The organism is Cytobacillus sp. (genome assembly GCF_964223445.1).
Lineage (GTDB): Bacteria > Bacillota > Bacilli > Bacillales > Cytobacillaceae > Cytobacillus.
This window is the reverse complement of sequence record NZ_CAXQGS010000074.1, coordinates 108,170-121,074: the sequence shown is the minus strand read 5'-3', so window position 1 is coordinate 121,074 and position 12,905 is coordinate 108,170. Positions and strand designations below refer to the sequence as shown.

General features: G+C 42.6%; 15 protein-coding genes. 1 reads left to right on the top strand and 14 read right to left on the bottom strand.

All coding sequences use genetic code 11. The features are described from left to right. Positions 1 to 45 precede the first annotated feature (45 nt). The 12 genes from ACEQ1T_RS14200 to ACEQ1T_RS14145 form a co-directional block, all read right to left on the bottom strand. Positions 46 to 1,134 (bottom strand): AI-2E family transporter, encoded by a 1,089-nt coding sequence (locus ACEQ1T_RS14200; RefSeq protein WP_206838873.1) that lies wholly within the window; start codon positions 1,132 to 1,134, stop codon positions 46 to 48. A 158-nt stretch (positions 1,135 to 1,292) separates the two neighbouring features. After that, a complete protein-coding gene (locus tag ACEQ1T_RS14195) occupies positions 1,293 to 1,427 on the bottom strand; it encodes a YrzQ family protein (RefSeq protein WP_206838874.1) in 135 nt (44 codons plus the stop codon). Between the two features lie 25 nt (positions 1,428 to 1,452). After that, positions 1,453 to 1,644: a hypothetical protein gene (locus ACEQ1T_RS14190; RefSeq protein WP_206838875.1), complete on the bottom strand. Its 192-nt coding sequence runs from the start codon at positions 1,642 to 1,644 to the stop codon at positions 1,453 to 1,455. 15 nt (positions 1,645 to 1,659) lie between these two features. Then, positions 1,660 to 2,130 (bottom strand): PRC-barrel domain-containing protein, encoded by a 471-nt coding sequence (locus ACEQ1T_RS14185; RefSeq protein ID WP_206838876.1) that lies wholly within the window; start codon positions 2,128 to 2,130, stop codon positions 1,660 to 1,662. A gap of 101 nt (positions 2,131 to 2,231) precedes the next feature. Next, positions 2,232 to 2,384 (bottom strand): hypothetical protein, encoded by a 153-nt coding sequence (locus ACEQ1T_RS14180; RefSeq protein WP_206838878.1) that lies wholly within the window; start codon positions 2,382 to 2,384, stop codon positions 2,232 to 2,234. A 37-nt stretch (positions 2,385 to 2,421) separates the two neighbouring features. Continuing rightward, positions 2,422 to 2,583: a hypothetical protein gene (locus ACEQ1T_RS14175; protein ID WP_370223440.1), complete on the bottom strand. Its 162-nt coding sequence runs from the start codon at positions 2,581 to 2,583 to the stop codon at positions 2,422 to 2,424. Positions 2,584 to 2,647: 64 nt separating this feature from the next. After that, entirely contained in the window at positions 2,648 to 5,074 is a 2,427-nt protein-coding gene (locus tag ACEQ1T_RS14170) for an ATP-dependent RecD-like DNA helicase (RefSeq protein ID WP_370223439.1), read from the bottom strand. Positions 5,075 to 5,102: 28 nt separating this feature from the next. Next, positions 5,103 to 5,768: a tetratricopeptide repeat protein gene (locus tag ACEQ1T_RS14165; RefSeq protein ID WP_206838880.1), complete on the bottom strand. Its 666-nt coding sequence runs from the start codon at positions 5,766 to 5,768 to the stop codon at positions 5,103 to 5,105. 115 nt (positions 5,769 to 5,883) lie between these two features. Then, the gene (mnmA, locus tag ACEQ1T_RS14160) at positions 5,884 to 6,999 is read right to left on the bottom strand and encodes a tRNA 2-thiouridine(34) synthase MnmA (protein ID WP_206838881.1); all 1,116 of its coding nucleotides are present in this window, start codon (positions 6,997 to 6,999) and stop codon (positions 5,884 to 5,886) included. A 55-nt stretch (positions 7,000 to 7,054) separates the two neighbouring features. Beyond that, a complete protein-coding gene (locus tag ACEQ1T_RS14155) occupies positions 7,055 to 8,197 on the bottom strand; it encodes a cysteine desulfurase family protein (protein ID WP_370223437.1) in 1,143 nt (380 codons plus the stop codon). Positions 8,198 to 8,266: 69 nt separating this feature from the next. Further along, the gene (gene cymR, locus ACEQ1T_RS14150; RefSeq protein WP_009333072.1) at positions 8,267 to 8,686 is read right to left on the bottom strand and encodes a cysteine metabolism transcriptional regulator CymR; all 420 of its coding nucleotides are present in this window, start codon (positions 8,684 to 8,686) and stop codon (positions 8,267 to 8,269) included. Then, the gene (locus ACEQ1T_RS14145; RefSeq protein WP_370223436.1) at positions 8,686 to 9,372 is read right to left on the bottom strand and encodes a YitT family protein; all 687 of its coding nucleotides are present in this window, start codon (positions 9,370 to 9,372) and stop codon (positions 8,686 to 8,688) included. Before ACEQ1T_RS14145 ends, cymR begins: the two co-directional genes overlap by 1 nt. A gap of 254 nt (positions 9,373 to 9,626) precedes the next feature. Between ACEQ1T_RS14145 and ACEQ1T_RS14140 the strand changes: the two genes are divergently transcribed. Further along, positions 9,627 to 10,892 (top strand): replication-associated recombination protein A, encoded by a 1,266-nt coding sequence (locus tag ACEQ1T_RS14140; protein WP_370223435.1) that lies wholly within the window; start codon positions 9,627 to 9,629, stop codon positions 10,890 to 10,892. A gap of 43 nt (positions 10,893 to 10,935) precedes the next feature. On the opposite strand, the gene ACEQ1T_RS14135 is transcribed toward ACEQ1T_RS14140, so the two are convergent. Further along, complete coding sequence (locus ACEQ1T_RS14135) at positions 10,936 to 11,895, bottom strand: ABC transporter permease (protein ID WP_370223434.1); 960 nt, start codon at positions 11,893 to 11,895, stop codon at positions 10,936 to 10,938. Further along, positions 11,873 to 12,814 (bottom strand): ABC transporter ATP-binding protein, encoded by a 942-nt coding sequence (locus tag ACEQ1T_RS14130; protein WP_370223433.1) that lies wholly within the window; start codon positions 12,812 to 12,814, stop codon positions 11,873 to 11,875. The genes ACEQ1T_RS14135 and ACEQ1T_RS14130 overlap by 23 nt, the downstream gene beginning before the upstream one ends. Positions 12,815 to 12,905: the final 91 nt, after the last annotated feature.

Genomic DNA, 12,905 nt, shown 5'->3' with positions numbered 1-12,905 from the left:
GCTTTATAGAGGAATTATAGCGATTTATCTTTATTGTTGTCAACATCATGATGGAGTTCCCGTGATTTTTGGCTGTTTATTTTTTGTAAAGTGTTTTTTCGCATGTATAATGCTTACTTTAATGACAGCTAAAATCGGAACTGCAATGATTAAGCCCAGTATCCCTGCCGCTTCCCCGCCAGCCAATAAGGCCAGCATAATGAGAAGCGGATGCATATGAAGGCTTTTTCCAACAATCAGGGGTGAAAGAACATTCCCCTCCAGAAACTGAAGAACTATAATGATGCCAATTGTAATCACAATCATCTTGACTGATAAAGCAGAGGCAATGATTACAGCCGGGACCGCTCCTATAATTGGGCCAAAATAAGGGATTACATTTGTAACTCCAATTATAGTGCCAAGTAAAAGAGGATAGCGCATATCAAAGATCCAGAAAAGCAGTGAGGATATGGCCCCGATGGCTGCACATACCAGAAGCTGGCCTCTAATATAGCTTCCCAGGGACTTATCTACATCCCTTAAGAATAAAACGCCTTCCTTTCTCCATTTCCTTGGAGTCAAATACCAGGCAGCCTTTTTCATAATCGAAAAATCTTTAAGGAGATAAAAAGAAATGAAGGGAATTACAGCGATAATCACCGCATAATTCAATACATTAAGAAAAAATGTGATTACCTTCGTTAAAAGATTATTTAACCGGTTCTCAACCGCTGCAATGACTTCATCTATCCTGGTTTGCAGGCCATCAGGCCATGTTGATGTTTTACTCTGAATAAGGTCGATCCATTCCCGGTATTGATTGGCAAATTGAGGAGCATTTTCTGAAAGATCACGCAATTGATGAATAAAAGCCGGAATCCCTTTATATAAAGCTAGTCCGATCCCCCCGAAAAATAAAAAATAAATAATAAAAACGGCAAGACCCCTATGAAGGCCCGTTTCATTCAATTTTTCCACAATCGGGTGAAGGAGATATGTAATAAAGGCTCCAATGACAAAAGGAATGAATACTGCTAATAATATCTCCAGAACAGGCATCCATAATGCCTGAAGCTTTAGGAAGACTAAAATCACAATAAACAAGAGAAGCAGAAATCCAAGCCGGTAGTACCATTTCATTTGAATATTCAATATGGACCGCCTCCTTGTTTTTATTGTGATTGCTTCGTGGGGATTTATGCATTGTACGTAATAAGATAAGCGCGAATGCCTTTTCATGGGAAAGGAGCTCAAGCATTCATTCCACAAAAAAGCTGGCCCCTTTTCAAGAACCAGCCCCAAAATTATTTTTAGAACAAAGCTTTCGTTATTCTTTTTTGCATGCGTTTCATTTTTCGGCCTGATATCATATTATTCTTTTGCGCGTAATTATAAGCAGCCATACCTGCCCCAAGCATCATTGCAGAGGTTAATATTTTGTTCAAACTGGCTCACCTCTTTCGTCCATAATTACGAAAGAAACCGGCGCTCATCTTCTTCAAATAAATCATCAAGGGAGCTAAGCGTACCATCTTCCTCTACTTGATGGGTGTTAATGATCCCTTTGGACAATGAAAGTTCTATAAAGCAATTCCAGCAGTAAAATTGGCTAATTCCAATTTTTCCAATATCTTTGCTCTGGCAATTTGGACATTTCAGCACGGAAAAGACACCTCACTATTTTACATTTACAATTATGGCGTCTTTTCCAATTGCAGGCGGGTCATCGGTTTTTATGACACGTTTTCCTTCCAGCACATCTGAAAAGAAGCCATCCGACAGTTCGTACCCTACAATCGTGCCCAATTCTTCCCTGAAGTATACATCCTCAAGTAAGCCCAGCCGTTCACCTTCCTGGCTCATAATCATTTTGCCAGTTAACCGGTTATGGGTCTCACATGTATAATCCTCATGTTTTGGAATTGCTTGCAGAACAGAGGAATCTTCAATCATTACTCCATCCCAGCCAAAAGATGCCACGTCCTCAATATTGATGATATATGTCTTTTTCAGAAGAGCGCCCTTTCGCAGCAGTAATCCCTGTACTTTACCATTGCCTGAAATGGATAAATCACAAATATCGCCTGCTTTATTGCCGGTTTTCAATTCAAAAACCGGCAAACCTTTTAATAAAGAAAATGTCCGCAAAGAGAATCCCGCCTTCCCGAACATTTTTAGTTTTCACTGTCCCTTAAAAAACATGACGAAAAACCTTTGCCATGGGAGCCAAAAAATATTTTCTCTCCCTTTTACTTGCCAGTATATCTCGGCTTATTAAAGCGCTCATTACGCTCTCCACCATCCGAAAGTTCCTCTGAAAATTCATAATCCGGCTTCTGCGGCTTTTTACGCCGTTTCACACCATGGAGATTGAGAAGAGAGCTTCTGCTTTTATTATTCATGTTCACTGCTCCTATAAATAAATTTATAATCAAACGACTACACAGTACTTCTATTGCCAGGATTATTTAATTCCCCTTTGGCTGAATCTTTCTTAGTATCCCCTTTAACCAGGTCAGCGCCGGAGGTTAGATTGGAGGCTGCCAGCTCTTCTGAAGCCATATTGTTGTTTGGTGCAGCTTCTTCATTCCACTTTCCCATGAAAATCCCCCTTCGAAATCTGATGGTATACAAAAAGAACAGTCTGTTATTTAGACTGTTCTTTTTAGCTATATTCTTTTTCCATAAAATCATACGGTGTTATATTTCCCATTCCAATCATGGGATCGGAGTGAAGAAGCTTTTCCTCGAGGGTTAGGGTTACCGGCAGAGACGATTCAGATGTCTCTTCCAGCATTGTTTCTCCATTTATTGGGATTGCATCTCTAAGCTTTTCTGAGAGAGTTGTCAGCCGGGCCTGTTCATCCGCACGTTCCACACCAATTTTCAACGCATCTTCTTCACCGCAAAGTATTAAAAATTGTCTGCTGCGGGTAATGGCGGTATAAAGAAGATTCCTTCTAAGCATCCTGTAATAGCTTTTAACAACAGGCAAAATGACAATAGGGAATTCACTTCCCTGGGATTTATGAACTGAACAGCAGTAGGCATGTGTGATCTGATTAAGATCCTGCCTTGTGTATGTAGCTTCTGCACCATCGAAGGATACGACAATCATATCCTGTTTTTCCGTATTTTCCTTTGCGTAAAAAATGGAAACAATCTCACCCATATCCCCATTAAACACATTATTCTCAGGCTGATTGACAAGCTGAAGGACTTTATCACCGATTCTGTATTTCACATCACCGAAGGACAGCTCTTTTCTCGTTCCATCAGGATTTGGATTTAGTATTTCCTGCAATATTTCGTTTAGCCTGTCAATGCCTGCAGGTCCGCGGTACATAGGGGCAAGCACCTGAATATCTTTTGAAGAATAACCTTTCTTCTTGGCATTCAGCACAACCTTTTCAACAACATCCGCAATTTGGCCCGGCTGGCATTTGATAAAGGAACGATCTGTCTGCTGTGCAGAAATGTTCGCCGGAAGTTTGCCTTTTTTCATTTCATGAGCCAATTCAATGATTGAGGATCCTTCAGCCTGTCTGTAAATATCTGTTAAACGAACGGTAGGAATACATTCTGAACGCAAAAGATCTTTCAAAACCTGCCCTGGACCCACTGAAGGCAGCTGATCTTCGTCCCCCACAAGGATCACCTGCATATTATCAGGGAGAGCCTTGAAAAGCTGATTAGCAAGCCAAACATCAACCATTGATGTCTCATCAACAATTAAAATCCTGCCTTCCAATGGGCTCTCTTCGTGCCTGTCAAACCCTTCAGTCCCATTCCAGCCAAGCAGTCGGTGAATGGTTACAGCGGGCAGCCCTGTTGACTCGGCCATCCGTTTTGCAGCCCTTCCTGTAGGCGCGGCCAGCAGGAAGGGAAAAGGCTCTTCCTTTTTATAGTCTTTCGGTTCAAGAGAGCAGCCATGCAGCTCGGCATATAATTCAACAATTCCCTTTATAACAGTTGTTTTTCCGGTACCCGGGCCGCCAGTCAGTATCAGCATAGGAGACATAAGAGCTGTTTGAATGGCTTCCTTTTGGGTTGGGGCATACTGAACACCCAAACGTTCCTCCAGATTGCCAAGGGCCAAAAGAAATTCCGACTCCGGGAACTGTTCATCATACTGTGTTTGCTTAAGGATCCGTTTAATGTTTGTTACAAGTCCCTTTTCAGAAAAATATAGGGATGGAAGGTATATCTTTTGGCCTTCAGCCATGATCTTCCCTTCCTCTTCAAGCTTAATCAGTTCATTGGAAATATCCCTGTATTCAATGGTATCACGCTTGTTTTCTTCTAAAAGCTTTTTCACACTTTGCAGAAGAGGTTTTGCTTCAATATAAACATGGCCTGCCTGCATGCTTTCCATTTCAAGTATGTAGAGGCAGGCTGCTTTAATCCGATCAGGATGATTACCTGAAATGCCGATTTGATATCCCAGTTCATCTGCACGGCCAAAGCCGACTCCTTCTATATCCTCAACCAGCCTATAAGGATTGCTTTGGACGACTTCAATCGTCATTTCTTTATACACTTGATAAATTCTCATGGAAAGCTGCGGGCCAAAACCATATTGGTTTAGTGCAATCATGGCTTGCTCAAGGCCCTGATGTTCCATAAGCGTGTCGTAAAGCAATTTTGCTTTTTCAGGTGACAGTTTTGGGACCTTATCGAGAAGAGACGGCTGATTTAGAATGCGTGTAATCGCATCTTCTCCAAGTGTCTCAACGATTTGCTCGGCGGTTTTCTTTCCAATCCCTTTAAATAATTCGCTTGATAAATAATTGGCTACACCCTGTTTGGTCTGGGGAAGATCTTTCCTGTAATGGCTTGCATGGAATTGGACGCCGAACTTAGGGTGATCCTTGAATTCACCGTAGAAAATATAAGTTTCATGTTCATGCATCTTTGGCAGATAGCCTGTAATGACCGCTTCTTTTTCATCATATGAGTCATTCGTTTCATCAACCCGAATGCGTACAACCGTATATAAGTTTTGCTCATTATGAAAGATAGTGACAAGATGTCTGCCTTTTATGAACTTTCCCTGTTCGGCGAAAAGATCCATGGAATCCTGTTTCTCCATTTCCTTATCCCTCCCCATAATACAACTTTTAGCTCAAGTCACTGCCGCCTTTTTCGATCAGCTTTTTTCCATACCCGGCAAGCATATGGTCCGGCTGAATTTCCAGTGCCCTATTAAAATAGGAGAGTGCTTCGTTTTCCTGTTCTTTAAATCCATAAGCTACTCCAAGGTTGTAATAGGCATCTGCATGCTCCGGTTCAATTTCAATGCACTTTTTCATCTGCTGGATTGCTTCATCAATATAATCCAGCTGCGCCAGACATAATCCGTATTGAAAATGTGCTTCGGCATCATTTTCATTCAGTTCCGCACTGCGCTGCAAATAAGGCAAAGCCAGTTTACCCTGGTCAAGGGCTGTTAGGGACATGCCAAGCATAAAGAAGTTATCTCCGGTTTCCAGGCCTTTTCTCAAAGCTGTTTCAAACATCTTTTTTGCTTCGTCAAACTGCTGCAATTCATAATATAAGGTTCCCGCACTATAATAAGCAGCACCCGCGTTTTCATCAAGCCCTATTGCTTTTTCATAAAGCTTCAGCGCTTTTTCGTTTTCACCTACAGCTGATAGCACATTTCCAAAATTAATATAGGAAACAGGATCAGAGGGATTTTCTTCAATTGCTTCCATAAAAACCTTCGCTGCTTCTTCCCATTTTCCTTCTTGCATATATTGAATACCCATTTGGTTCTTATCCATTATTCATCACTCCATTCAAATCAAAGTATAGCATATTTGAATTTTCCATTTCTGCTGACAGCTATTCCCATAATAAAACCCCGATTCTATGTAAGAATCGGGGCCCCGTCTTTTCTTAACCCACATAATCCAGCTGTTTGCCATCTTTGAATATTTTATCAATTGTTCCGCCGCCAAGACACTCGTCTCCATTATAAAAAACAACTGCCTGCCCCGGGGTAACAGCTCGGATTGGCTCGTCAAAAATAACTTGTACTTTTCCATCTCCAAGAATCTGAACCTTTACTCTGCTATCAGCCTGGCGGTATCTGAACTTTGCCGTACATTCAAATTCCTGCGGCTCTTCTGTATGGGAAACCCAGCTGGCATTAACAGCAATAATGGAGTCTGAATAGAGCATTTCATTGTGGAAGCCTTGTCCAACATACAAGACATTCCGCTTCAGGTCTTTGCCAATTGCAAACCATGGTTCACCTGCACCGCCAATGCCCAGTCCATGTCGCTGCCCAATGGTATAATACATCAGGCCATCATGCTTGCCGACAACCTTTCCGTCCATAGTTTCCATGTTCCCAGGCTGAGCTGGAAGGTAATTCCCAAGGAACTCCTTGAAGTTACGCTCACCTATAAAGCAGATGCCCGTGCTGTCTTTCTTTGCTGCAGTTGCCAAACCGGCTTCCTTTGCCAGTTCACGCACTTTTGATTTTTCAATGTCGCCAATTGGAAACATAACTTTTTCGAGCTGATCCTGTGTTAACTGATTCAGGAAATACGTTTGATCCTTATTATCATCAAGGCCTCTTAGCATTCTGTATTCGCCATCCCTGAACTCCACGCGTGCATAGTGGCCAGTAGCCAGGTAGTCTGCGCCAAGGCTCATAGCGTGTTCAAGAAAAGCCTTAAATTTAATTTCCTTATTGCACATAACATCAGGATTGGGTGTTCTTCCTGCCTTGTATTCTTCAAGGAAGTAGGTAAACACCTTATCCCAATATTGCTTTTCAAAGTTGACTGCATAATAAGGAATTCCGATTTGGTTGCATACCCGGATGACATCATTGTAATCCTCTGTGGCAGTACAAACACCGTTCTCGTCGGTATCATCCCAGTTTTTCATAAAAATCCCGATCACATCGTACCCCTGTTCCTTCAGAAGCAGGGCAGCAACAGAAGAATCAACGCCTCCGGACATTCCAACCACTACCCGGGTATCCTTTGGATCTTTTTTCATCTCTATTTCACCTCAATTCTAAACGCTTAGACTTGCATTTTTTTTAATATCCTATCTATTTAGCCAGCCGCTTCACGATTTTGGCTGTATGTTCTGCAGCTCGTTCAGCTTGGTCCTTTGTATTAAAGAGGCCGAAGCTGAAACGGATGGAATTTTGCAGTTTGTCTGATCCTTTTCCAAACATGCTGACAAGGACGTGGGATGGATCGATGGAGCCTGCAGTACAGGCCGACCCGCTTGATGCTGCTATTCCAGCCAAATCAAGATTAACCAGCATGGCTTCAACATTAGTTCCGGGAAAGCTTAAGTTTAAAACATGAGGCAGGGAATAATCAAGTGATCCGTTCAGTTCAAAAACAGCATCTTCCTGCTCCAGTTTATTCATGAACAGCATCTTAAAAGAATGCAGCTCCTCCCGCTTAGTTTCCATCTCCTTCTGAGTGATCCGAACTGCCTCCTGGAAGCCTGCAATAGATGGAACATTTTCAGTTCCCGCCCTGCGCTTCCTTTCTTGTTCACCGCCAAAAAGCCGGGAAGAAAGTTTCACATCAGGATGAGCGTATAAAAAGCCGATCCCTTTTGGCCCATTAATTTTATGGGCGGAGACGGAAAGCAAATCCACTTTCAATTCCTGTACATCAATTTTTTCAAGGCCGTAAGCCTGAACAGCATCAGTATGGAATTTAGCAGGATGCTCCGCCAATAACTCGCCTATTTCCTTAATCGGCTGAAGGGTTCCTATTTCATTATTTCCGTACATGATGGTTACAAGAATGGTATCCTCCCGCAAAGCAGCTTCTACATCCTTTACCGAAACACGGCCATTTGGATCAACAGGCAAATACGTTACCTCAAAGCCCTGTTTTTCAAGTTCTTCACATGCATGCAAAACCGCATGATGTTCAATTTGGGTTGTGATGATGTGTTTGCCCCTATGGCGGGAGGATTCAGCTGTTCCAAAAATCGCATGATTATCAGCTTCTGTTCCCCCGCTTGTAAAAATAATGTCATTGGCTTTTGCACCAATACTGTTTGCTAAAGCAGATCTCGCTTCATCGACAATATGGCGTGCACTCCGCCCGAAATAATGAATGCTGGAAGGATTTCCAAATTCAGATTTCATGATTTCAGTCATCCGTTCAATCACTTCCGGATGCATTGGCGCAGTTGCCGCATGGTCAAGGTATATTCTTTCCAATCTATTTCACCTACTTCATTTCATCCTGCTGTTTGCTTTTTTACATATGAATTATCCCCTGATAAAGGACTAAATATAAAACATATAAGCATCCGATTCGCCAGTATCAGTATGGCTGGCAAGGTCTTCGAGTGTTGTATTATCAAGCACATCTTTCACGGCATCACGAATGCGCATCCACAGTTCTCTCTTTGCAGGCTCTTCATCTTCAATGCCTTCCACCGGGCTGATCGGCCCTTCAAGCACTCTGATAATATCACCGGCAGTAATTTTTGTCGGTTCTTTCCCTAATATATATCCACCGTATGCACCTCGGATGCTTTTTACAAGACCGGCATTCCGTAGGGGAGCTATAAGCTGCTCCAGATAGTGCTCAGACAGATCATTCGTCTGGGCAATCGACTTTAACGATGTAGGACCTTCCCCATGCTTTTTAGCTAATTCAATCATTATAGTTAAACCATAACGGCCTTTAGTAGATATTTTCATCAGCTTGCACCTCTATCCTTTTCTTTAAGCATTTGATTCGCATAAACATCCTTTTCTTTAAGCTTTGCCAAAAATCGGTCAGTTAAAGCCTGGCACTGCGGCAAAGCTGCTCCGACAATCGGCCCGACTGCCAAACTGAGCACAATGGTTCCCCAAAAAACAGGTCCTCCTAGCTGCCATCCAACAGTCAGCACAGCAATTTCCATTAAGGCTCTCACATTTCTAACCTTCCAGCCGGTTTTTGCTGTCAATGCAATCATCAGGCTATCCCTCGGACCGGCTCCGAGCTGCGCCGAAATATATAGCCCCATCCCATAGCAATAAACAACTATGCCAAAACCGAACATGGCTATTTTCCCCGCCAGCCCATTTGGTGTCTGCATAAACGGCAAAAGCAAATATGCGTCAATAAACAGACCAATCAGTATCATATTCAAGAATGCACCGGCCTGTGGAAATTCCTTTGAAATCAGTGCTGCAGCAGCTAATATGAAGATCCCGACAATGATGGACCAGCTGCCTATTGTCAGTCCAAGCTGGTAGTACAGCCCAACATGCAGAACATCCCAGGGAGTTGCCCCTATATCAGCTACTATTAACAAAACAATACCCAGGCTCATGACAAGCAGCCCTGTTAGATACACCATAAACCTGGGACCGATTTGCCCTTTATTTTTCAATAACATGTGCCCAACGCTCCCTGCAAGAACAGCATTAATATATGAAGATTAAATCCTTAGTAATATTATAGACTTTTGACATTATAGCATATTTTAGGAGGAAAAGGAGCGGGCCGGGATTGAACTTAGGACAAAGCAGCCTGTGGCCTAATTGATTTCACTGCAGGAAATGTTATGGTATCTTAGATAGAAAGCGAAAACTTTGTTAAAAAGTGATGGGCAGGGCCTAAGTCTGCCTGCATAAGGCTGGAGTGATAACTTTGAACATTAAACCTCTTGCATTCCGGATGAGGCCGAGAACGATTGATGAAATCATTGGCCAGGAGCATCTTGTTTCAGAAGGAAAAATTATTTATCGCATGGTGCAGGCTAAGCAACTGTCATCGATGATTCTGTACGGACCCCCAGGTATAGGCAAAACTTCGATTGCAAGTGCCATTGCAGGGAGCACCAAATACGCTTTCCGTACCTTAAATGCTGTAACCAACAATAAAAAAGATATGGAAGTGGTAGCGGCAGAGGCCAAAATGTCCGGAAAGGTTATTCTGCTGCTCGATGAAGTCCATAGACTTGATAAAGGCAAACAAGATTTCCTGCTGCCCTATCTGGAAAATGGCAGCATCACTTTAATTGGCGCCACAACCAGCAATCCTTATCATGCAATTAACCCGGCTATCAGAAGCAGGTGCCAAATTTTCGAACTAAAGCCGCTGTCAGCTGATGAAATAAAAAAAGCACTGACAAGGGCATTGCTGGATAAGGAACGAGGTCTTGGCAATAAACAAACTAATGTTACTGATGAAGCGCTGACGCATCTTGCCACCGCTTCAAATGGTGATGTCAGAAGCTCGCTAAATGCATTGGAACTGGCTGTGCTTTCTACAAGAGAAGATGAAGAAGGAATCATCAAGATTGACTTGTCTGTTGCCGAAGAATGCATTCAGCGAAAAAGCTTCACACACGATAAAGATGGAGATGCCCATTACGATGTCTTATCCGGTTTTCAAAAGTCCATCCGCGGAAGCGATGTAAATGCAGCATTGCACTATTTAGGAAGATTAATTGAAGCAGGCGACCTGCAAAGCATAAGCAGAAGACTTTTGGTTATCGCCTATGAAGATATCGGACTGGCATCGCCGCAAGCGGGAGCCAGAACCCTTGCAGCCATCGAAACAGCTGAAAGGATTGGATTCCCGGAAGCAAGGATTCCGCTTGCAAATGCGGTCATTGAGCTCTGCCTTTCTCCAAAATCCAATTCAGCATACACAGCATTGGATTCCGCAATAGCGGATATCCGCGCAGGCAAAAGCGGTGAAGTGCCCGATCACTTGAAGGACGCCCACTACAAAGGAGCAAAGGAGCTTGGCAGAGGCATCGGCTATCTGTATCCTCACGATTATGAAACAGGCTGGGTCAAACAGCAGTACTTGCCTGACAGAATTAAAAACAAGGTGTATTATCAGCCTAAGAAAACAGGCAAATTCGAACAGGCATTAGCATCTGTCTATGAAAAACTCCTTAAATAGCAAAAGGTCCGGCACAATGCCAGACCTTTTGCTATTTGCGCTTTTAAGCTGAAACATCCCTTTTATTAAACACATAAAATGCAAGCACCTGGAAAAGGAGGAAGTATATAAATATAATCATGATGGAAAATCCAATCGTCATCCCGTGAACCATTGGCATTCCTTCAAAATATTGAAGAAGGTCTGTATTGGCAAAAAGGCTATACCTGGCCCAGTCATATTTCATTGCAATCAGCCTTGTAACCTGCCCTCCCATAAACATCAGAAACAGGGAAAGTCCGATCGCCAGCGAGCTATTCCTGAAAACAGCTGAAATCATAAAAGCCATGGTTGCAAGCATAAGCATATTAACGGATTTAAGGCCATAATAAGCTATCAGATGAAGTCCCATGCTCTGTTCTGTCACTGTTCCATTGTAATAATATAAATAAGGAATTGCTTTTTCAGGAAATCCAAAGAGGATTCCGCCAAGAAGTGCTGAATATCCGAAAAGGACGGCAAGTACCATCAGGCCGAATAAAATCACTGTAATATATTTTGCTCCCAGGATTTTAACTCTTTTGATAGGCCTAATCAAAAGAAGTTTGATGGTTCCCCATGTAAACTCACTCGCCACGATTCCCCCGGCAATGATAATCGTAAACAGGCCGGCAAATTCAATCAGCTGAGAGGTATCTGAAACAAATCCCCAGACCGAGTATTCCTGATTCGGTGAAATATCATTCTTAATTCTGTATTCGTTAATGGCAATCTCCCTCTGATACTGTTCCATCATTTCTCTGGGAGCCATTTCCCCCATCTCCTCAAGCTGTTTTTGATAGCTTTCGTTCTGGGTCTGCAGTCCTCTCTTCCATTCCGTATTATCCGGGACAGTCCCCCCGCTTTCCTGATATTTTATAAAGGCGCCTGCAACAGTCGTCATAATTAAAAGAAGTCCGATCATGACATATGTACCCGGCCGCCTAAAAATCTTCATCCATTCATTTTGAATCAGTCCGAGCATCACCTGCACCCCCTTTGTACTCTGTTACTTCCAGAAAACGGTCTTCCAATGTTTTGGTCACTTCACGGACTGCAAATATTTTCATTTCTTCTCCGACAAAAGCTTTTATCATTTCAGGTATGTCTTCCCGGACAAGCGGAAGTATCACGCTATTTTCTGTGAGCTGTACAGGCAAACCAGGCTGTGCACCCTGTAAAATTCTATTTGCTTTTTCAGGATCATCCACTTCTACTTCATAAACCTTTTCTTTCCCCTGTACAAAATCACTGATGTGCTGAACATCAATCAGTTTCCCGTTTTGAATGATGCCGATTCTGTCACACATCATTTCCATTTCAGATAGTAAATGGCTGGAAACAATGACAGCCATTTCTCTTTCTCTCGCAAGCATCCTCAGGTGATCCCGAATCTCCCTGATCCCTGCAGGATCAAGCCCATTCGTAGGTTCATCCAGAATGAGGATTTTGGGATCATGCAAAAGACACTGTGCAAGACCTAGCCTCTGCCTCATGCCAAGAGAGTATGTTCTGACTTTATCATGAATCCGATCCGCCAATCCTACAAGCTCAACCGTTTCATCAATTTTTTCTTTCGTTACACCTTTTGACATTCGTGCATAATGGACCAGATTTTGATACCCTGACAAAAACTTATACATCTCAGGATTTTCTACAATGGCTCCAATATGGGAAACCGCCTTTTCAAAATCGGTTTTGATGCTGCTGCCAAGAATTTTAATGTCTCCGGAAGTAATGCCGATCAAGCCCACCAGCATTCGAATAGTGGTGGTCTTACCTGCACCGTTTGGGCCAAGGAAACCGAATACCTCTCCCTTTTTCACCTCAAAGCTGACAGAATCAATAATCGTTCTTCCTTTTATTACTTTTGTAACGTCCTGTATTTCTACAAGAGTATCCATATAGGTATCCTCCTCCCATCTATTAAAGTCCAGCTCTTTGCAGACGCCTTTAATGTAGGGATTATTATTTGACTTACACTTTGTTATTTTA

Bases quoted from the DNA above. Each gene is read 5' to 3' on its own strand.
- mnmA (WP_206838881.1), bottom strand. From the start codon at position 6,999: ATGAAAAAAGATCCAAAGGATACCCGGGTAGTGGTTGGAATGTCCGGA.
- ACEQ1T_RS14170 (WP_370223439.1), bottom strand. From the start codon at position 5,074: ATGGAGAAACAGGATTCCATGGATCTTTTCGCCGAACAGGGAAAGTTC.
- ACEQ1T_RS14180 (WP_206838878.1), bottom strand. From the start codon at position 2,384: ATGAATAATAAAAGCAGAAGCTCTCTTCTCAATCTCCATGGTGTGAAA.
- ACEQ1T_RS14135 (WP_370223434.1), bottom strand. From the start codon at position 11,895: ATGCTCGGACTGATTCAAAATGAATGGATGAAGATTTTTAGGCGGCCG.
- cymR (WP_009333072.1), bottom strand. From the start codon at position 8,686: ATGAAAATATCTACTAAAGGCCGTTATGGTTTAACTATAATGATTGAA.
- ACEQ1T_RS14130 (WP_370223433.1), bottom strand. From the start codon at position 12,814: ATGGATACTCTTGTAGAAATACAGGACGTTACAAAAGTAATAAAAGGA.
- ACEQ1T_RS14145 (WP_370223436.1), bottom strand. From the start codon at position 9,372: ATGTTATTGAAAAATAAAGGGCAAATCGGTCCCAGGTTTATGGTGTAT.
- ACEQ1T_RS14165 (WP_206838880.1), bottom strand. From the start codon at position 5,768: ATGGATAAGAACCAAATGGGTATTCAATATATGCAAGAAGGAAAATGG.
- ACEQ1T_RS14175 (WP_370223440.1), bottom strand. From the start codon at position 2,583: ATGGGAAAGTGGAATGAAGAAGCTGCACCAAACAACAATATGGCTTCA.